Origin of the sequence: Bowmanella yangjiangensis, assembly GCF_017255015.1 — a bacterium.
Taxonomy (GTDB): Bacteria; Pseudomonadota; Gammaproteobacteria; order Enterobacterales; family Alteromonadaceae; genus Bowmanella; species Bowmanella yangjiangensis.
In genome coordinates, this window is sequence record NZ_JAFKCS010000021.1 from 62,497 (window position 1) to 82,335 (window position 19,839).

A 19,839-nucleotide genomic window follows, 5' to 3' on the forward strand; every position below is an offset into this window, starting at 1 on the left:
TGCGTAATACTGGCGCCCTTCCATTTTTACGCCACCGGAACAGACTCTGGACTTCGAAAAACTCATTCAACTTTACGGTCCGTTGTTAAGCCGGGTAGCGTCTAGTTACGAAGCCAACAGTGAGCTACGCAAAGAATTGCTGCAAGAGATCTACCTGGCGGTTTGGCAGGCGATGGTTGGCTTTCGAGGGCAGAGTAGCGAGAAAACCTATGTGCTCAGAATTGCCCACAACCGCAGTGTTAGTCATGTAGCCAGCCAAATGCGACATAAAGGCCGGGAAGATATCTGTGTGCAAAGTCTGCCTGATGAGCGAACTGCCCCAGAGGACAAAATGGTTCGTCAGAATCAACAACAGGCTTTGTTGATTGCTGTGCGTAAGCTGCCCTTGCAAAGCCGGCAAGTGATGACATTGTTTATGGAAGGCTTGAGCTACCAGGACATAGCAGAGGTCTGTGGTATTAGCGCCGCGAACGCGGGAATGATCTTAAATAGAGCCCGTCAGACTCTGAGTAAGGAGTTGAATCATGAGTGATAATCGCGATCCTTTGCTACAGAACTGGCAAAGTCAGCAGGTTGACTTGCCCGATTTGGCCGAGCTAAAGGCCAAATGGCGAAAAGAGCGATTCAAACAATGGATTTATGTTTTGCTGGACTGGCTGTCGGTTGTCTTTGTGGCAGTAGTTATTCTGTATTTTTTGCCCAAGAAAGAGCTCGTGCAGATTTGGATGGTTGCCATCTTTGTTTTCACTTTTGCAGCGGCAGCTTGGAATACCTGGTTAAGGCGCTTGTCGCTGTTTCGAAGTCGGGACAATCTGCATGAACACCTGCAAACTTTGCGGCAACAGAATCTGAATAACATTCGGTTGGCCAGATTTACTCAATGGGGGCTGGTGATCATGCTGATCAGTGTCGCAGTGTTGCTATTGGCAACCTGGTATCAAGAGCAACCACCTTGGGAAGCCTTCCAGATGCGTTTGTTACGCGTTTTTGCTTGGGTGGGCGGTGTTTGTGCACTTGGGTGGTGGTGGACCATAAGGATACTAAAGAAAGCGCAGCAACAGCTTGAGTGGTTGGACAGTATCGAACAGAGTTCACTTTGATTTAGGGCTGTTGGACGTAAATAAAAGGAGTCGCAGACGTATGGCCAGGTTAACCGACATTTATATCTACCCGATAAAATCTACTCAGGGTATCGCTCTTTCCCATACCTGGGTTGAAGGGCCTGGTCTGAGCTTCGATCGTCGCTTTATGTTAGCGGACAGTAAGGGACGCATGTTAACCGGGCGTGCCTTGCCAAAGTTAGTGCAAGTTTCTGCTCTGCTGCGTCGAGATGGACTGATGGTTTGCCACCCCGACATGCCTGCACTTTATATCCGCTATGCTGACTGCGCTATGGTGCCCGTGTCCACGCATGTATGGAAAGACCAGTTCGATGGCTTTGCCACTACAGAAGCGGCTAATCGTTGGTTTAGCATCCTGCTGGGGCGTGAATGCCAGTTACTCTACTGTGGAGAACACACCCCTAGATTCAGCGAGAAAGCCGGTGTAGATGTGAGTTTTGCCGATGGTTTTCCGCTGTTATTGATCTCGCAGGCATCGTTGCAGGAGCTTAACCGTCGCTCGCCTATTGTCCATCAGATGGCACAGTTTAGGCCGAATTTGGTGGTTGAGGATACCTTGCCTTTTGCTGAAGACGGCTGGCAAAAAATCCGTATTGGCGAGGTAGAGTTTAAGGTCGACTCACCTTGCAGTCGCTGCGTGTTCACCACCAGAGATCCCCGTACCGGCGAGTTTCTGGCCGACCAGGAACCGTTAAAGACTCTTGGCACCTTTCGTAAAGATGAGTCGGGAAAAATTAACTTCGGTATGAATCTGATTCCACTGAATGAAGGTCGATTAGACCTAACAATGCCAGTGGAAATTTTAGCTGACCGAGAGGCTGAAATATATCAACAACGTGTCAGTGCTTAAGCACCACCCGACCTAAGCCGGATGATGCTTAAAAGGCAATTATTGAGGATTTAGCCCCATGGCACGCAGCATTTTAAAGAAGCTGTCTTTTCTGTCTGCCAGGCCGTCCACCGGTCCGCTGATGGGGCAAGTGGTGTCTGGGCAGCCACGGTTGACGATACCGGAAATATCATCAATAAAACCACTGCCCTGCATACCTTCAGCCACCTGACCGACCAAGTCGGGATCCACGTGCGGCCCAGGAAGTGATTCTTAAATATTATTACAATGAATTTATATATAAAGAATTGGGCTGGAATAAAAAAGCCCGGCCAAATTGACCGGGCAAAGGGCTTGGTTAGCACCTAACGACAGAAACTGGAGAATTTAGTTTGCTGCTACAATGGCCTTCATATCAGTCATGTAGCCGCGTAGCTCTTCACCTACCAATTCAACATGGTGGTCTCTGATAGCCTGGTTAACGGCAACCAGTGTTTTGTTGTCCACACTGTTAGATTGGTTGGATAAACCTTTACCTAGTAATTCAGCGCTTAAGCTGGGCATCAGCTTGTCTGCCAGCAACGGAATGGCGGCGTTGGCAAACAGGTAGTTACCGTATTCTGCGGTATCTGAGATAACCACATTCATTTCATACAAGCGCTTACGGGCAATGGTATTGGCAATCAACGGCGTTTCATGCAGAGACTCGTAGTAAGCTGACTCAGGCAGCATGCCGGACTCCACCATCACCTCAAATGCCAACTCAACGCCAGATTTGATCATGGCGACCAGGAAAATACCTTTGTCGAAGAATTCCTGCTCGTCGATCTTGCCTTGATAAACAGGCGCTTGCTCAAAACCGCTACGGCCAGTTTCTTCGCGCCATTTCAGCAGGTTGGCATCGCCGTTGGCCCAATCCTGCATCATAGTGCGTGAGAACTCACCGCTGAGGATGTCGTCCTGGTGCTTTTCAAACAGCGGACGCAGTAGGTCTTTCAGTTGTTCGGATAACTCGAAAGCCTCAATCTTCGCAGGGTTGGACAGCCTGTCCATCATGTTAGTCACACCGCCAATCTTCAGTGCTTCGGTGATGGCTTCTAAACCAAACTGGATAAGTGCAGCGGCATAGGCCGGATCTTCCCCATCGGCAACCATCTTTTCATAGCCCAGGATAGCAGCACTTTGTTGCATACCACACAGGATGGTTTGTTCACCCATCAGGTCAGATTTTACTTCGGCAACAAAAGACGAATGTAATACACCGGCACGATCACCGCCTGTGGCGGACGCCAGGGCTTTGGCAATGTCTAAGCCCAAACCTTGCGGGTCATTCTCAGGGTGCACGGCGATAAGAGTAGGTACACCGAAACCACGCTTGTATTCCTCACGTACTTCAGTACCCGGGCACTTAGGGGCACACATGACAACAGTGATATCGCTACGAATCTGCTGACCTTCTTCAACAATGTTGAAGCCATGCGAGTAAGACAGTGCAGCACCTTGCTTCATCAGCGGCATAACCGCTTCAATAACGCTGGCATGCTGCTTATCCGGAGTCAGGTTGTAAACCAGATCTGCACCAGGAATCAGCTGTTGGTAAGTGCCTACCTCAAAACCATTGGAGGTTGCACGCTGATAAGAATCACGTTTTTCATCAATAGCCGACTGGCGAAGGGCATAAGCCACATCCAGACCGGAGTCACGCATATTCAGGCCTTGGTTCAGGCCCTGGGCACCACAGCCCACGATGACAATCTTTTTACCTTTCAGGAAATCGCAGCCGTTAGCGAATTCCTGGCGATCCATAAAACGGCATTGACCCAGTTGATCCAACTGCTGTCTTAAATTCAGGGAATTAAAATAATTTGCCATAACTTTCTCCGTGGTCTCCCTATCGGGTGACCAATAAACTTCTTCTTACAAGACAGTGACGTACTTGTGTTGGATAGAGAATAGGTCATAGCCAATGTTGAATAAAATGATATATTTGCAAGAGTGTGTTTCATATTTTGCAATAAGCATGGATATTCGTAGCCTGCAACAGTTCCAACATTTAGCCACTAGTCTGCATTTTGGTAAAACAGCGGAAGCCTTGTATGTCAGTCCTTCTACGTTAAGCCGCGCCATACAGCGCTTGGAGGAGGAGTGTGGTGCGCCGTTGTTTGTCCGAGACAATCGTAAGGTCAAACTTACCGCCGCAGGCAGCCGCCTGCTGGATTTTAGCCAGCAGACATTGACCGCTTGGCAGCAAGTTAAGAGCGAAATACAACAACACCGGCAGGAAATTGCGGGTGAACTGAGTTTGTTTTGCTCGGTGACTGCCAGCTACAGCCATTTGCCGGCATTGCTGGAGCGATTCAGGCATTTGTACCCTCAGGTAGAAATTAAACTGACCACGGGTGACCCTGGCGTCTCTACCGACAAAGTACTAACAGACAAAGCGGATATGGCCATTGCAGTCGATGCACCAGATTTCCCACCGGAGCTGGCTTTTCATCATCTGGACACCCTGCCCTTGGTGATGATTTGCCCCGCGTCTATGCGTCTTACCCAGGTTGAACAAGTCGACTGGCGCACCGTGTCTATGGTACTGCCTGACTCAGGCCCATCTAAGCGAATTGTGCATCATTGGCTTACAGAACATGGCATTCGCCCCAATGTGTATGCCACCGTAGGCGGGCATGAGGCGATAGTAAGTATGGTGGCGCTGGGATGCGGTATCGGTATAGTGCCCCGGCCTGTTGTTGAGCAGTCCATTCTTGCGGACAAAATTGGCATTATTCCTCTTAGTGATATAGAGCCCTTTAAACTGGGGTTGTGTTGCCTCAAAGAAAGAGCAAGCGAGCCGCTGATTAAGGCATTGCTGGAACAAATTTAAGGCACAACCAGAATTGACTGTTATTATCTGGCCTCTTTTTGGTCAGCGGTAAATTGCAGTGCTTTGGATCCCCTTTACATTACTGGCTGCCTTTATGCAGGCCTGGCGTAACGCATTTCAAAAGCAGCTCAGTCATGACGTGGCTGCCAGCGGCGTAACCTTAGCGCGCTTTCTGTATGCCAGCCCACTGGCCGCGCTCTACCTTTTGGGGCTTTACTGGTGGAAACCGGTGGCACTGCCGGAGCCGAATGTTGCTTTTGCCTGGTACATTCTGGGGGCGGCATTGATGCAAATCCTGGCAACGGCACTGATGGTGCGTTTGTTCCAGTTACGCAATTACGCTATCGGCGTTGGGCTGGCCAAAAGCGAAGCTATTCTGGCGGCGGCTCTGGGTGTGGCGTTTTTTGCGGTGTCTCTGGATTGGCTTGGTTGGCTGGGCGTGCTGTTGGGCGCACTGGCCGTGTTTCTGCTAAGTGGTCTGCGTGCATCGCAGGGATGGTCCTGGCAAACCTTAGGGTTAGGGCTGGGGAGTGGCCTGGCTTTTGCGTTAACGTCACTTTGGGTTAGAGAGGCCAGTTTAGCCCTCGGGCTGCCTTTTCCCCATGGTGCCGCCTGGGTGCTGCTGCTGGTGATCTTGCTGCAATCGGTACTAATGGTCGGCTGGTTGCTGGTTAAAGATGCGGCCACTTTGAAAGCCTTATGGCATAGGCCCAGATTGACCCTGCTAATTAGTTTTTGCAGCTGCCTTGGCTCAATTGGCTGGTTCACCGCCATGAGTTTGGAGTCTGTTGCCCTGGTTAAAACCCTGGGGCAAGTTGAAGTTCTGTTCAGTCTGATGATCTCTGCCTGGCTATTTCGTGAGAAGCTCGCAAACGCCGATAAACTTGGGTTGCTGCTAATTGTGGTCGCAGCCGTTTGCGTGGTATGGAGCTGAGTTAAGCAACTTAACAGAACCTGGGGTGCTCCGCAGACTAGTGACATCTCATTTCCAGCCCCTCCATCCCTGGACATCGTCGATGAATGTTCCATACAACATCGACATACCGTCCATCCCTGGACATCGTCGATGAACGTTCCATACAACATCGACATACCGTCCATCCCTGGACATAAAAAAACCGGCTAAGCCGGTTTTTTTAAATGCATAGATACTTAGCGCTCTCGGACTACTCGCATACCGATATAGTTAGCGCGGAAACTTGGGTCCAGCTCCATACGGGTCGACACTCTGGCCAGACGAGGAGCGAAGTTCCAGGCACCGCCACGCACTACGGCCCCATTGTTTGACGTGCTTGATACTGTCCATTCCCATACGTTACCTACGGTATCAAACAGGCCATAACTATTGCGATCAAAGGAGGCCACAGGTGCTGCACTGATGTTTGACCACTGGCTGCCACACCAACCGCAGTTAGCATTGCCAGTGCCGACACTATCACCCCACCAGTAGTCATTTTCTTTACCACCGCGGGCGGCGTACTCCCACTCGGTTTCGGTTGGCAGACGGTATCTGTTACCGCTGGCTTCGCTTAGCCAGTTTACGTAGGCGGTAGCATCGCGTTGGCTGATACATACAACTGGATGGTTATCGGTATTGGCATAACCTGGGGTGCGCCAGTTCAATTGATCCTGCCAAACCGGTGCACCTTGCTCATAGAAGGCGCAGCCTCGCTCTTTCTCTGCATCGGTTACATAACTGGTTTCTTCCACAAAGCGGCGGAAATCGGCTACAGTGACTTCGAATTCACCAATACCGAACGAGTTGTTGAGGGTTTTAGTTTCAACCGGACGCTCGTTTTCTAAACCTGTGCCGTTGATATCACCCATGCGGTAGGTGCCGGCAGGAACTACAACCAACTGTGGACCAGGAATATCGCCGTTCAGAATGTCCTGTACTTTTTCACCTTTGTTGAAGGCAAATTGGGCACGTTTCATTTCCACTTTGATGGTGGTGCTTTCTTTCAATTGCAGGTTCTGGCGGAATGTTTCATAGCCGCGTTTGACCACTTCCAAATCATGAGGGCCGGCTGGCAGCATAATCTGTAAGCGGGTAGAACCGTAGCTAACGCCATCAATAAAGACTTCATCATCATAGACGTTGGAACGCACAGTCAGTTCATACATCACTGATTCATCAACGGGTGCACTGCCGTCAGATACCGCGGGGACAGTAACGACTTTGGCGACTTCGGGTTGTGTCCGCTCGGCTACACAGTAGCGCTTGTCGAGCCCAAGCAATTGGCAGCCTTCAGTGCGCTTTAGGTTACCCTTTAATTCCACATTCATTTGCACAGCGTAGTTACCTGCGCCACTGAAGCCGTCTTGGGTCACATCACTACGCAGTAGCAGCACATAAGCTTCTGAGTAAGGGCGATGTTGTTTTGCTGCAGCAGCCTCGGTCAGACCGTCATATAACTGATCAAGAAATCGCTTAGAGGCTTTTTGCTTAGCCAGAAACTTGCCGCGCTCTGAACATTTACCGATTGTCTCATCACGGTCACAAGTAATCTCATGATTAACTGTTACTTGATCCTGGCGGTTGAATTCACGGAACAAGCGGTCAACACGGGCGTTGTTAAGTTTTTCCTTGAGGCTTTCTATCTTGTTCAGCAGGCTGTGTTTGGACAGGCGCAACTGTTCGACATCCAACAATTTACTTTGCCAGTCCTTGTACTGCGCAGTAATGGCGTCTTTGTTCTCTTTATGTGCGCGTACCGCCGACAAATAGGCTTCCCTGGCTTCGTTGATATCGATGCTGGGGTCTTCAATCGTGCGCTCATATTGAACGTTCATTTCATTCAATTTGACCTGACGATTATGTTCCAATTCTTTGCCTTTGGTGCGCATGGACGCCAGATCGCGCTCAAACTGCGCGGCTTTGGCAATCTCACCTTCCAGCGTCCGATGGTAGCTGTCGTATTCGCTTTGGTTGGCTTGAATTTGCTGTTGGATTTCCTCAACGGAGGCGTTTTCCGCTGCGAGCAGGCTGGCTGGATAAACCAGTGCTATCGCTAGAGCAAGGTGTGCTATTCGCTTCATTATTCCATTCCAAACGGGTCGCCAGCTGGCAAACTACTGTTGTTTTTATGGTTATCTAACGGCGTTGTGCTAATGCTAAATCGCTTGTCTTTTGCACATGCGAAAATGCCGCAACAAGGCCCTATGCTATTGACTTGTCAAGTAAAGCGCAAGTGCCATCCGCGCTAATTCACTGTCAGTGCAGACCAAGGTCGGCTCTGACACTTATTGTGCGAGCAATTGTGCCATAAGTCGGTCAAAGGCACGAAATTGCAAAGCTTCAGCCAGATGCTGTCGTTCTATGCGCGGTTCGGCCTGTAAATCTGCAATAGTGCGGGCTACACGTAACAGTCTGTGGTAACTACGTACTGACAGGCCCAGGCGTTCACAGGCATTTTCAAGAAAGTGTTGTTCAGCATTATTCAACGCGCAGTCAATGGTCATGTCCTTACTGCTCAGCTCGGCGTTGGTTTTACCCCGTCTGTTTAATTGTCGGATTCGTGCATTGATTACCCGTTGGCGGATTACCCTACTGCTTTCTCCTCGTTCCTGATGAGGAGTGCTCAAGCTACCTTTGGGGAGACGTGGCACGTCGACCTGCAAATCGATGCGGTCCAAGAAAGGGCCAGACAGGCGATTAAGGTAACGCAGGATCTGATCCGGTGTGCTGCGTTTATCTTCGATACTGCCGGTTGGACTTGGATTCATGGCCGCTACCAACTGAAATTTAGCTGGAAAGGTGGCTTGCTGGGCGGCTCTTGATATACACACATACCCTGACTCCAACGGTTCTCTCAATACATCCAGCACCTTGCGGTCAAATTCCGGCAACTCGTCAAGAAACAGCACACCGTTGTGTGCCAGTGAGATTTCCCCTGGACGGGGAATACTGCCACCTCCAGCCAGGGCAATAGCCGATGCCGTGTGATGAGGATGACGAAATGGTCGCCGACGCCAATGTTCAGGGTCTACCGGCTTCCCAGTAATGGAATGAATGGTAGCGGTCTCCAAAGCCTCGTCATCAGTCATGGGCGGAAGTATGTTAACCAGCCGGTTGGCTAACATTGTTTTACCTGTACCCGGTGGGCCGGTAAACAGCAGGTTGTGTGCACCAGCGGCGGCTATTTCCAGTGCTCGCTTGGCCATGGTCTGGCCAATCACATCCTGCATATCTAACTGTGTGTCGTCGCCCTTCTGTGGAACCGCAGCGGTATAAGGTAGCAAGCTTTGTTGGCCGCATAAATGATGGAAAACCTGCAGTAATGCCGGTGCAGAAAATAGCGTTATGCCATTAATTAAACTCGCTTCTGCAGCGTTTTGCTGAGGAATAATCAATGCTTGTCTGGCTTTGTGGCTGGCATAGGCGAAAGGTAAAGCGCCACTGATGGGAGCAAGCTCACCAGATAACGCCAGCTCCCCAGCCAACTCATGATTTTCTAGAGCTTGAAGGGGGATCTGTCCGCAGGCTGCGATGATGCCAATGGCAATAGGCAGGTCAAAACGCCCTCCCTCTTTAGGTAGATCGGCGGGGGCCAGATTAACGGTGATACGTCTGGCTGGGAATTCAAAGCCCGAGTTGATTAATGCACTGCGCACCCGGTCGCGGGACTCTCTGACAGAGGCCTCGGGCAAGCCAACGATATTGAAGGCTGGCAGCCCATTGGCCAGATGTACTTCAACCCTGATCGGGGGAGCTTCTATGCCGACGCTGGCACGCGTGTGAACTATGGCTAGTGACATGTGATCTTCCCTGGCTTCACCTGTCAAAGCCTAGCCCAGTGGCCAGGGAAAGCCAGTATGTTCAGTGACTGCCTTGAAAAACCGGTAATTGCCAATGCCAGCGAATTGCGCCCAGTCTGAGTAATAATGTGCCTGCCATGCCCAGTACCATCGATGGTAAGTCAGGCACACCCAGTGACATAGCCGAAACATATAGCAAGCCACCGACAATACAGGTGGTGGCATACAGTTCGCCTTTTAGTACCAAGGGAATTTCTCGGCATATCACATCCCTGATTAACCCGCCGAATACGCCGGTCATAGTACCCATAACAATGGCGATAAAGGGGCCAGTGTCTTGGTCGAGTGCTTTTTGCAGGCCCATGATGTTGAAAAAAGCGATGCCAATTGCATCGGCAATCAGTAAGGTTTGATAGGGAAATTTATGAGTGATGCGCAGCCACAATATTGTGATGATAGCGGCAACCAGGATGGCATAAAGGAAATCTGGCTGCTGTACCCAGAACACCGGCAGATCCAAAATCATATCGCGCAGTGTGCCACCGCCAATAGCAGTAACCGAAGCCAGAACGATGACGCCGAAACCGTCCATATGTTTACGATAGGCCATCAGGGTGCCGGATATGGCAAACACCGCCACGCCCAGTAAATCAATCCAATGTAACCAATGGCTCATGCCCTATGTTCCGCTGTTCGAATTGCTCAATACTCTAATGTGCAAAATGCAAAAATGACAAGAAGGAGAAAGAGTTGTTTTACAAAAATGGATTTTGAGAAAAATTATTGCTTGATCTGGCTTTAAGCACCGTGTTATTTCTAATAGCAGTGACGTAACTTGATTTTTATTGGGCAAACAGCCTTTTTATGAACCTTTTCGCAAACCTTCTTCTTACTGTCGTAGTGGTCGTGGTGATTATTATCTCCGCGGGGGAAGCGTTTGGTCTGAAATAAGTCCAGTTACACGAAAACCCCCCGCGCGAAAGCCCGGGGGGTTTTTTGTTTTATGGGCGCTAAAAAAGAGTGAGAGCGAAGATGAAAGGCGCACAAGCCATCCTGGAGTTCCTTGTACAGCAAGGTGTAGACAAGGTTTTTGGTTATCCCGGCGGTGCTATCATGCCACTGTATGATGCCCTGCTTGATTCGCCTGTCCAACACTATCTGTGTCGCCACGAACAAGGCGCTGCATTCGCCGCTATCGGTTATGCCCGGTCGACTAATCAGGTTGGGGTGTGTATCGCAACATCAGGCCCGGGAGCCACGAATTTATTGACCAGTCTGGCGGATGCCAAATTGGACTCAGTGCCGCTGGTGATGATTACTGGTCAGGTGGCGCGCGCGGCCATGGGGTCCGATGCGTTTCAGGAAGTGGATGTATTGGGCTTATCGCTCAGTATCTGCAAACACAGTATGCAAGTACTGGAGCCACAAGATCTGGTGCCCTGCCTGCAAAAGGCCTTTCAGATCGCTCGTGAAGGAAGACCTGGCCCGGTGTTGGTGGATATACCCAAAGATATTCTGACCGGTTTAGTTCCCGCCAGCCCGGAAGCTTGTAAGGACTATAGTATCCCTGAGCATTCCGACCAGGATTTGCAGGTGGCTAATCAATTGATATCCAGCAGCGAGCGCCCGGTATTGTACATAGGCGGCGGTGTCGGCATGGCAAATGCGGTAGCCGAGCTGCGCGACCTGATTCAGCGCACCGGCCTGCCACAGGTTTGCACCCTTAAAGGTTTAGGCAGTGCAGAGTCTGAACATCCCTTGTACCTCGGCATGTTGGGGATGCACGGGTTGGCTGCCGCCAATCTGAGTGTACAACAATGTGATCTGCTCATAGCCGTTGGTGCCAGACTGGATGACAGGGTCACCGGCAAGCTGGATGAATTCGCCCCGCATGCAAAGTTAATCCATATTGATATCGATCCTGCAGAGATTCACAAGCGCCGTCGTGCCGATGTCAGCCTGCTTGGCGATCTGAAGAGGATTCTGCCGATGTTGGGCAAGGAGCAGGTGAAGCAACCCTGGCAGCAGTGGGTAAGCGATTTAAAAGCCAGTAAGGCGTTTCCTTATGCTGAAGATAATAGCCCTGGTCAGATTGATGCCCCGCAATTGCTCAGACAACTGAGCGATATGTCTGCTGATGATGCCATAGTGAGTTGCGATGTAGGCCAGCACCAGATGTGGGTGGCTCAGCATATGCGTTTTTCTCAGCCAACCTGTCATTTGAGCAGCGGCGGGTTGGGAACTATGGGCTTTGGTCTGCCGGCCGCCATAGGTGCGCAGGTGGCCAACCCCGGCACCCAGGTTATTGCAGTCTGTGGTGACGGTTCTTTTATGATGAATGTGCAAGAGCTGGGTACTCTGCGTCGTTATCAGATGCCGGTCAAAATACTGATTCTTGATAATCAGCGTCTTGGCATGGTGAAACAATGGCAGGAGCTGTTTCATGAAGAGCGCTACAGCGAAACCGACCTGTCGGATAATCCGGAATTCAGCCGCCTGGCGGCCGCCTTTGATATTGCGAGTGATGTAATTCATTGCCGCAGTCAGGTCGCGGACGCCCTGGCCAGAATGCTGGCCCATCAGGGGCCTTATCTGTTGCATGTGCAATTAGATCACAAAGATAACGTATGGCCTATCGTGCCACCCAATACCGCCAACCATCAAATGTGGGAGCAACCAAAATGAACTATCAACTGGATATGTTGTTATCAGATCAACCTGCGGTATTGGAACGTGTGCTGCAAACCACCCGTTACCGCGGTTTTAAGGTCGACAGTATGCAGATGCAGCCAGCATCGAAGCAGATGCGAGTGTCGATGCAGGTGTCCGGCCAACAGCCCATTAGCCTACTGACCAGCCAATTGCATAAGCTGTATGATTTGGCTTCACTTGAATGTCAGGCCCAGTTGGCGCGCAACAGCGAGCTGCAATCAGCGTAGAATCAAATTGTTGCGGTTTCTTTCGCAGAAGCGAAACCGGGCTGGCTAAAATCAGCCAGACAAACTACAGAAATTTAGAGAATGGGGCGCATAGCCCAGCAATTCAGTTAATAAGGGTTTTTTACCATGCCAAAATTACGTTCAGCAACCACCACCCAGGGCCGCAATATGGCCGGTGCCCGCGCCTTGTGGCGTGCCACAGGCATGACGGAGGCGGATTTTGGTAAACCTATTATTGCCGTTGCCAACTCCTTTACTCAGTTCGTGCCAGGCCATGTGCATTTGAAAGATATGGGCCAACTGGTTGCCCGCAGCATTGAAGAAGCTGGCGCGGTGGCCAAGGAGTTTAATACCATCGCGGTGGATGACGGTATTGCCATGGGCCATGGCGGCATGCTGTACAGCTTGCCTTCCCGTGAACTGATTGCTGACTCGGTGGAATACATGGTTAATGCTCACTGCGCCGATGCGCTGGTGTGTATTTCCAACTGCGACAAAATTACCCCAGGAATGTTGATGGCTGCTCTGCGCTTGAATATTCCAGTGGTATTTGTGTCAGGCGGTCCAATGGAAGCCGGTAAGACTAAGCTATCTGACAAGATCATCCACTTGGATCTGGTGGATGCCATGGTAGCGGCGGCCAATCCCAACGTGTCAGATGCTGACAGCGAAGCCATTGAGCGCTCAGCTTGCCCGACCTGTGGTTCCTGCTCAGGTATGTTTACCGCCAATTCGATGAACTGTTTAACCGAGGCTCTGGGATTGTCGTTGCCGGGTAACGGTTCGCTGTTGGCGACCCATGCTGATCGTGAAGGTTTGTTCAAACAAGCCGGCAAAGTGGTAGTGGAATTGTGCAAACGTTACTACCAGGACGACGATGCCAGCGCACTGCCTCGTGCTATCGCCGGTCGTGCTGCGTTTGAGAACGCTATGGCACTGGATATTGCTATGGGCGGCTCTACCAACACTATTTTGCATTTGCTGGCTGCCGCGCAAGAGGCTGAACTGGACTTTACCATGACGGATATCGACCGTTTATCCCGTAAGGTTCCGCATTTATGCAAAGTGGCGCCGGCCACTCCGCAATACCATATGGAAGACGTGCACCGTGCTGGCGGCGTGCTGGGCATTTTGGCCGAGCTGAACCGTGGTGGCTTACTGAACCCTGATAGCCCACACGTGCTTGGTGGCAGTATTGGCGACGTGATAGGTCAGTGGGATGTGACACAAGCGAATAATGATGCTGCACACACCTTCTTTAAAGCGGGTCCTGCTGGTATTCGTACCACCAAAGCGTTTAGCCAGGATTGCCGTTATCCGAGCCTGGATACTGACAGACAGCAAGGGTGTATTCGCGATATGCAGCATGCCTTTAGTCAGGAAGGTGGATTGGCAGTGCTGTTTGGCAATCTGGCCGAAGATGGATGTATCGTCAAAACCGCAGGTGTGGATGAAGATAATCTGCGTTTCACCGGACCGGCACGCATATATGAAAGCCAGGATGCAGCGGTCAGCGGCATTTTGAGTGATGAAGTGAAGGCCGGAGAAGTGGTAATCATCCGCTATGAAGGGCCAAAAGGCGGCCCGGGCATGCAGGAAATGCTTTATCCCACCTCTTATCTGAAGTCTAAAGGCCTGGGTAAAGCCTGCGCATTGATCACCGATGGGCGTTTTTCTGGCGGTACATCCGGGTTGTCCATTGGCCACGTTTCCCCGGAAGCTGCCGCTGGTGGCGTTATCGGCTTAGTGCAGCCGGGCGATATGATCGCTATTGATATCCCTAACCGCAGTATTCAATTACAGGTAAGTGATACCGAATTGGCCGAACGTAGAGCGAAGATGAACCAGGCCGATAAACCCTGGCAGCCCGTTGACCGTCAGCGCGAAGTGTCTTTGGCGTTAAAAACCTACGCGATGCTGGCCACCAGTGCCGACAAAGGAGCGGTGCGTGACCGTGCCCTTTTGGAGGGCAAGGGATGACAGTCTCGGAAGGTGACTATCTAAAGAAGATCCTGCTTTCGCCGGTTTATGATGTGGCGGTAAAAAGTGATTTAGTGCATCTGGACAAGTTGTCCTCGGCCCTGGGCAATGATATTTGGCTGAAACGCGAAGATCAGCAGCCGGTAAAATCTTTTAAGCTGCGCGGCGCTTATAACCGCATTTGTCAGCTGACAGAGCAGCAGAAACAGGCCGGTGTGATTGCAGCATCGGCCGGTAATCATGCTCAGGGCGTGGCTTATTCGGCGCGTATTAAGCAGATTCGCGCCATTATTGTGATGCCGGAAACGACCCCGGATATTAAAGTAGATGCGGTACGCACTTTTGGTGGTGAGTATGCCGAAGTGGTGCTGCATGGCACCAGCTTTGATGCGGCTAAGGCTGAAGCCAGTCGCTTGGCAGAGTTACATGGTTATACCTTTATTCCGCCTTTTGACGATGCCGATGTCATTGCCGGGCAAGGCACTATCGGTCGCGAGTTGTTAGAGCAAAACCCGCATCTGGATACCTTGTTTATTGCCGTAGGTGGCGGTGGTTTGGCGGCCGGCATCGCCGTTTATCTCAAACAGCTCAAACCCGAGCTGAAAATCATTGCCGTGGAATCCGACGAGTCTGCGTGCCTCAAAGCTGCATTGGAAGCAGGGCATCCCACTGAACTTGCCAGCGTTGGTATTTTTGCCGATGGGGTGGCGGTTAAGTTGATAGGCAGCGAAACCTTCAGGTTGTGTCAGAAATACATCGATGAAGTGATTACCGTCAGCAGTGATGAAATCTGTGCGGCCATTAAAGATATCTTTGATGACACCAGAGTGATTGCCGAGCCCGCTGGTGCTTTATCGGTTGCCGGTATTCGCAAATATGTGCAACAACATGGTTTGAAAGGGCAGAAGTTGGGGGGCATTTTGTGTGGCGCCAATATTAACTTTCATACCTTGCGTTATGTTTCCGAGCGCTGTGAGCTAGGTGAACAGAAAGAAGCGGTCTTTGCCGTGAAGATCCCTGAGCGGGCCGGTGCCTTCAGGCATTTTTGCCGGCTGCTGGGCGGGCGGGCGATCACTGAATTTAACTACCGCTTTGCCAGCGACAAAGAAGCCCACATTTTTGTTGGTCTGAAGTTAAGGGAAGGCCGGGCTGAATTTGAGCGTATCAGCTCATTGCTGCACAAAGAAGGCTACCAGTTGTTTGATTTGTCGGATAATGAACTGGCCAAGTTGCACGTACGCTATATGGTGGGCGGACGGCCGCCGAGCTTACTCAATGAGCATGTGTTCTCCTTTGAGTTTCCCGAGCATCCTGGGGCGTTGATGAAGTTTCTGGATACCCTGGGCGAGCGTTGGAACATCACCTTGTTCCACTACCGTAACCACGGTGCAGCAGAAGGATTGGTACTGGTGGGTTTTGATATTCCCGAAGGCTCAAGGGCTGAGTTTGATCAGCACGTGGCGCAGTTGGGCTATAGCTTCCAGGAGCAAACGGATAACCCGGCCTACCGGTTCTTCTTATCGGACTTAAACGGCGTGTTCTAAGCACGCCGTTTCCATTGGCTTGAGCGACCGGTTTAGTTGTCTTCCCCTTCCATCGCTAATCCAGCCAGCAGACCAAGCAATAGCATCAATAATGGAATGCCAATTAAATTAATGGTGATTGGCAACTCACTACTCCATTGAATCCAGAGCATGACTCCCCAGGCCAAAAGTAATGTTGGCAATACCAGCCAGGACTTGTGTTTCATAGTGCAGATCATCCCTAGTTTCCTCCGCTTAACAGACAATGTGTTGCTCGACGACATTGATTTGATGTTGTCAGTGTAGTGGCTTGCCAATGGGGTCGTTAGTGGCAATAATGATAAAAAAGGTGCCAAAAGTGACATTTCGGAGTGGTGATGAAAAAGATAGCCGTGCTGGCAACTAATAACGCTGTGGGTTCACATTTAATGGGCGTCAGAGACTTCTTTGATTATGCCAATACGTTGTGGCGCTACCTCAACCCCAATGGCAATACGCTGTTATTCGATACCCAATTTTTCTCGACCAGTGGTGGGCAGATTCAATGTTCCAACGGTTTTATACTGCCGGCGACGCCCATTCAGGAGCTGGAAAAGGCCGATGTCGTGATTGCCGGAACGGCTTATACCTACGACAAACAAGGCTTAACGGCGTATTTGCAGCAAGCCGAGCCGATGTTTGAGTTACTAAGTCAGGCATCGGCACAAGGGAGCCTGATAGCCAGCCATTGCAGCGGTACTTTCGCCATGGCGGAGGCCGGTATTCTGGATGGACGTCAGGCTACCACCTGCTGGTGGTTGAAGGAGGTTTTCTCTGGTCGTTATCCTGATGTGCAGTTGCGTATGGATGAGTTAGTGGTGAGTGATGAGCATTTGCTGACTGGTGGAGCCACTACATCTTTCACTAATGTCTGCTTGGTGTTGCTGGAACGCCTTTGTGGCTATCAGTTTGCAACCAATTTATCTAAGGTTTTGCTCCTTGACCGGCATCGTCTATCTCAGCAAACCTTTATTGACCCGCACTTTGTCATTGGCCACAAGGACAGTTTGGTTGAACGGGTTCAGCAATGGATGCAACAGCATTATGCCGAGTCTGTTGGTTTGGATGATATTTGCGCACAGTTTGCCGTAACTAAGCGCACGCTGATTCGCCGGTTCAAGGCGGCCTGCGGTGAAACTCCGCTGTCTTATCTGCAGCAGATTAGAGTGGAAAAAGCCAAACAATTGCTGGAAGGCACTGACCTACCGGTGGAGCGTATCATTGAAAGAGTTGGATATGGTGATCCGGCATCATTTCGTAAGCTATTTAGCAACCTGACTCAGCTTACGCCCAAAGCGTATCGACAACGCTTCAGCTACCAGCCGACTATTATTGCCTAACCAGCTTGGGGCAGGTCAAAGGTTGGTAAGCCTGCCCCATAGAATTAAGCCTGACCGCGTAGCTGCTTTTCCAGTTCTGCCAGGCGCTCTTCCATAGCGGTCAGTTTTTCGCGGGTGCGCACTAACACCTGAGTCTGCACATCAAATTCTTCACGGCTGACAAAGTCCAGTTTGCTTAATTGAGATTGCAGTACCTGCTTGACCTTTGCTTCGGCACCTTCGGCCATGGATTTTACGCCGGGGGGAATGGCATCTGAGATTTGCTTGGCAATCTCTTCGATTTTCTTGGGATCTAACATGGGCGGGTCCTGACAGTTTTGATTAGTGGAATTAGAACCCAGCAGACTGCCGGGTTCAAGTTTCTAAACGCTCAGTTTAGGCAAGTTCTTCTGCCATTTCCCAGGGCGCGGACACCAACCCGTCCTCCCCTGGCACCGGGAAAGATACGATCTGAATTTCGTCTTCCTCCAGGCCGGGAAGCCACTTGTGTTGCCAGTCACTTAAGGTGATTTTGTGTGGCTGGCAGTGAGACCAATCGCCATTAATCCAGTCTTTAGCAAAATCAGCGTCGGGCCAGATGGGAATACAATCTTCTTCATCTGTGGTCAGGATCATCGCGCCATCATTATCAACTAGCGTCCAGATTTCCTGAGTTTCCTGTAGACGCGTGAGCAGGTATTTATGACGTTGTTCAGGGGTCTGAGCCAAGATTTCATATTTACTGTCGGGATTTGCTTGTGCAGACATGGCTTACTCCTTAGTCGACGAAGCAGACATTGCAGATGCCAGGATTTGCGCATGTTCGTGCAAGTCGTGGCCAAGATCGGTCAGGTAACCGCCGTCAACCTGATCGATAATGCCTTTCTCAAACAGTCGCTTGGCTGCATCCACAATGGCCGGGTCGGCATCGTGATGGATCTTCAGACCTTGTCTGAGGCTATCGAGAGGAAATTTCAGAAGCAGGTTGATTTCTTCTAGCATAGGGTGGGTAAAAGGCATGGCAATCTCCCAAATGGCCGGTGCAAAGTGAGCGTCGTACTTCAGCTTTTGCTGATCTTATTGCCTGACGCTACCTTTCATATTGGGCGTCGGACCGACAAGGCGCAAGTGTTTTTCAACGTCGATAGCTGTGTGGCTTGTCTTTATGCAGTTTATTTAATCAATCTCGTTTTTTCATTGGTCCGCCGGATAGGATTGTCCGTATTACATCGCCAGAACCTGTGGATTGGGGGTAATAAGCTCGAGGGTAACGATGAGCATTGCACTTACTTGAAAGATAACTGGTCATAGCAGGATTCTCTGGCGTATCTCAGGTATAATGGCGGGCAATTCAAATTTAATTCAAGCACATGAAATACAAAGACTTACGTGATTTTATCGAACAGCTTGAAAAAGCCGGTGAACTCAAGCGTATCAGCATGGAGATAGATCCGGTGCTGGAGATGACCGAGATAGCAGATCGCACCTTGCGTGCCGGTGGGCCAGCTATTCTGTTTGAGAATCCGAAAGGCTTTAGCATGCCGGTGCTGGCTAATTTATTTGGTACGCCCAAGCGCGTGGCGATGGGAATGGGGCAGGATTCGGTAGAAAGCCTGCGGGAAGTGGGTAAGTTGCTGGCTTACCTAAAAGAACCCGATCCACCAAAAGGTTTTAAGGAGCTCTGGGATAAACTGCCGGTGTTTAAGCAGGTGTTGAATATGCCTGCCAAGGAATTGAGCAAAGCGCCCTGTCAGGACGTGGTACTAACTGGCGATCAGGTAGATTTAACCCAAATCCCCATTCAAACCTGCTGGCCGGAAGATGCGGCACCCTTGATAACCTGGGGTTTAACCGTAACCCGTGGGCCCCATAAAAAGCGCCAGAATCTGGGCATTTATCGCCAACAACTGCTTGGCCCGAATAAAGTGATTATGCGTTGGTTATCGCATCGCGGCGGCGCCTTGGATTTTCGAGAGTGGTGCCAGGAGCATCCCGGCGAAAACTTTCCTGTTGCCGTTGCCTTGGGTGCAGATCCTGCAACCATACTGGGAGCCGTAACTCCTGTACCTGATACTTTGTCTGAGTATGCCTTTGCGGGTTTGCTGCGTGGCGACAAAACCGAAGTCGTGAAATGTATCAGTAATGATCTACAGGTGCCTGCCAGTGCTGAAATTGTATTAGAAGGCTATATTGCGCCCAACGAAACGGCCCCTGAGGGACCCTATGGTGACCATACGGGATATTACAATGAAGTCGATGACTTCCCGGTCTTTACCGTGACGCACATCACACACCGTAAGAACCCTATCTATCATTCCACCTATACCGGCCGTCCGCCCGATGAACCGGCCATTCTAGGTGTGGCGCTGAATGAAGTGTTTGTGCCAATTCTGCAGAAACAGTTTCCAGAGATTGTTGATTTCTATTTGCCGCCAGAGGGGTGCTCTTACCGC

General features: G+C 50.7%; 20 protein-coding genes. 11 read left to right on the forward strand and 9 right to left on the reverse strand.

Annotated elements, in window-relative coordinates; all coding sequences use genetic code 11:
- The first annotated feature begins 64 nt into the window (after nt 1-64).
- The 3 genes from J0A65_RS17585 to J0A65_RS17595 are packed head-to-tail and all read left to right on the forward strand — an operon-like array spanning nt 65 to nt 1,971.
- On the forward strand, nt 65-532 hold the full coding sequence (locus J0A65_RS17585) for an RNA polymerase sigma factor (RefSeq protein WP_332874358.1): 468 nt from the start codon (nt 65-67) through the stop codon (nt 530-532).
- Nucleotides 525-1,100 carry a hypothetical protein gene (locus J0A65_RS17590; protein WP_206595653.1) on the forward strand — a complete coding sequence of 192 codons (576 nt, stop codon included), beginning with the start codon at nt 525-527 and terminating at the stop codon, nt 1,098-1,100. The genes J0A65_RS17585 and J0A65_RS17590 overlap by 8 nt, the downstream gene beginning before the upstream one ends.
- Before the next feature lie 40 nt (nt 1,101-1,140).
- Nucleotides 1,141-1,971 carry an MOSC domain-containing protein gene (locus J0A65_RS17595; protein WP_206595654.1) on the forward strand — a complete coding sequence of 277 codons (831 nt, stop codon included), beginning with the start codon at nt 1,141-1,143 and terminating at the stop codon, nt 1,969-1,971.
- A gap of 39 nt (nt 1,972-2,010) precedes the next feature.
- Here J0A65_RS17595 and J0A65_RS17600 read toward each other — a convergent pair whose 3' ends face one another.
- Complete coding sequence (locus J0A65_RS17600; RefSeq protein ID WP_206595655.1) at nt 2,011-2,202, reverse strand: hypothetical protein; 192 nt, start codon at nt 2,200-2,202, stop codon at nt 2,011-2,013.
- A 135-nt stretch (nt 2,203-2,337) separates the two neighbouring features.
- The gene (gene ilvC / locus J0A65_RS17605) at nt 2,338-3,822 is read right to left on the reverse strand and encodes a ketol-acid reductoisomerase (RefSeq protein WP_206595656.1); all 1,485 of its coding nucleotides are present in this window, start codon (nt 3,820-3,822) and stop codon (nt 2,338-2,340) included.
- Between the two features lie 148 nt (nt 3,823-3,970).
- On the opposite strand from ilvC, the gene ilvY reads away from it, so the two are divergent.
- Nucleotides 3,971-4,828 (forward strand): HTH-type transcriptional activator IlvY, encoded by an 858-nt coding sequence (gene ilvY / locus J0A65_RS17610; RefSeq protein ID WP_206595657.1) that lies wholly within the window; start codon nt 3,971-3,973, stop codon nt 4,826-4,828.
- 94 nt (nt 4,829-4,922) lie between these two features.
- Nucleotides 4,923-5,762 carry an EamA family transporter gene (locus J0A65_RS17615; RefSeq protein ID WP_206595676.1) on the forward strand — a complete coding sequence of 280 codons (840 nt, stop codon included), beginning with the start codon at nt 4,923-4,925 and terminating at the stop codon, nt 5,760-5,762.
- Nucleotides 5,763-5,980: 218 nt separating this feature from the next.
- Here the strand turns inward: J0A65_RS17615 and J0A65_RS17620 are convergent, their stop codons facing one another.
- The 3 genes from J0A65_RS17620 to J0A65_RS17630 form a co-directional block, all read right to left on the reverse strand.
- Nucleotides 5,981-7,867, reverse strand: coding sequence for an SUMF1/EgtB/PvdO family nonheme iron enzyme (locus J0A65_RS17620; protein WP_206595658.1), 1,887 nt, complete (start codon nt 7,865-7,867; stop codon nt 5,981-5,983).
- A 204-nt stretch (nt 7,868-8,071) separates the two neighbouring features.
- Nucleotides 8,072-9,586, reverse strand: a complete 1,515-nt coding sequence (locus J0A65_RS17625; protein ID WP_206595659.1) for a YifB family Mg chelatase-like AAA ATPase — start codon at nt 9,584-9,586, stop codon at nt 8,072-8,074.
- A gap of 61 nt (nt 9,587-9,647) precedes the next feature.
- On the reverse strand, nt 9,648-10,262 hold the full coding sequence (locus J0A65_RS17630; protein WP_206595660.1) for a trimeric intracellular cation channel family protein: 615 nt from the start codon (nt 10,260-10,262) through the stop codon (nt 9,648-9,650).
- Between the two features lie 356 nt (nt 10,263-10,618).
- Here J0A65_RS17630 and ilvG point away from each other — a divergent pair, with 356 nt between their 5' ends.
- From ilvG to ilvA, 4 genes are all read left to right on the forward strand, one after another.
- A complete protein-coding gene (gene ilvG, locus J0A65_RS17635; protein WP_206595661.1) occupies nt 10,619-12,271 on the forward strand; it encodes an acetolactate synthase 2 catalytic subunit in 1,653 nt (550 codons plus the stop codon).
- Nucleotides 12,268-12,525 carry an acetolactate synthase 2 small subunit gene (gene ilvM / locus J0A65_RS17640; RefSeq protein ID WP_206595662.1) on the forward strand — a complete coding sequence of 86 codons (258 nt, stop codon included), beginning with the start codon at nt 12,268-12,270 and terminating at the stop codon, nt 12,523-12,525. Before ilvG ends, ilvM begins: the two co-directional genes overlap by 4 nt.
- A 126-nt stretch (nt 12,526-12,651) precedes the next feature.
- Complete coding sequence (gene ilvD / locus J0A65_RS17645; RefSeq protein WP_206595663.1) at nt 12,652-14,505, forward strand: dihydroxy-acid dehydratase; 1,854 nt, start codon at nt 12,652-12,654, stop codon at nt 14,503-14,505.
- Nucleotides 14,502-16,049, forward strand: coding sequence for a threonine ammonia-lyase, biosynthetic (gene ilvA, locus J0A65_RS17650; RefSeq protein ID WP_206595664.1), 1,548 nt, complete (start codon nt 14,502-14,504; stop codon nt 16,047-16,049). The genes ilvD and ilvA overlap by 4 nt, the downstream gene beginning before the upstream one ends.
- A 32-nt stretch (nt 16,050-16,081) precedes the next feature.
- Here ilvA and J0A65_RS17655 read toward each other — a convergent pair whose 3' ends face one another.
- Nucleotides 16,082-16,267: a hypothetical protein gene (locus J0A65_RS17655; RefSeq protein WP_206595665.1), complete on the reverse strand. Its 186-nt coding sequence runs from the start codon at nt 16,265-16,267 to the stop codon at nt 16,082-16,084.
- Nucleotides 16,268-16,405: 138 nt separating this feature from the next.
- On the opposite strand from J0A65_RS17655, the gene J0A65_RS17660 reads away from it, so the two are divergent.
- Nucleotides 16,406-17,407: a GlxA family transcriptional regulator gene (locus J0A65_RS17660; RefSeq protein WP_206595666.1), complete on the forward strand. Its 1,002-nt coding sequence runs from the start codon at nt 16,406-16,408 to the stop codon at nt 17,405-17,407.
- Between the two features lie 44 nt (nt 17,408-17,451).
- Here J0A65_RS17660 and ubiK read toward each other — a convergent pair whose 3' ends face one another.
- From ubiK to J0A65_RS17675, 3 genes are all read right to left on the reverse strand, one after another.
- Entirely contained in the window at nt 17,452-17,706 is a 255-nt protein-coding gene (gene ubiK, locus J0A65_RS17665) for a ubiquinone biosynthesis accessory factor UbiK (RefSeq protein WP_206595667.1), read from the reverse strand.
- Nucleotides 17,707-17,782: 76 nt separating this feature from the next.
- On the reverse strand, nt 17,783-18,154 hold the full coding sequence (locus J0A65_RS17670) for a DUF2750 domain-containing protein (RefSeq protein WP_206595668.1): 372 nt from the start codon (nt 18,152-18,154) through the stop codon (nt 17,783-17,785).
- Between the two features lie 3 nt (nt 18,155-18,157).
- On the reverse strand, nt 18,158-18,406 hold the full coding sequence (locus J0A65_RS17675) for a TIGR02647 family protein (RefSeq protein ID WP_206595669.1): 249 nt from the start codon (nt 18,404-18,406) through the stop codon (nt 18,158-18,160).
- A 350-nt stretch (nt 18,407-18,756) separates the two neighbouring features.
- Between J0A65_RS17675 and J0A65_RS17680 the strand changes: the two genes are divergently transcribed.
- On the forward strand, nt 18,757-19,839 hold a 1,083-nt coding region (locus J0A65_RS17680), incomplete at its 3' end, for a UbiD family decarboxylase (protein WP_232850029.1).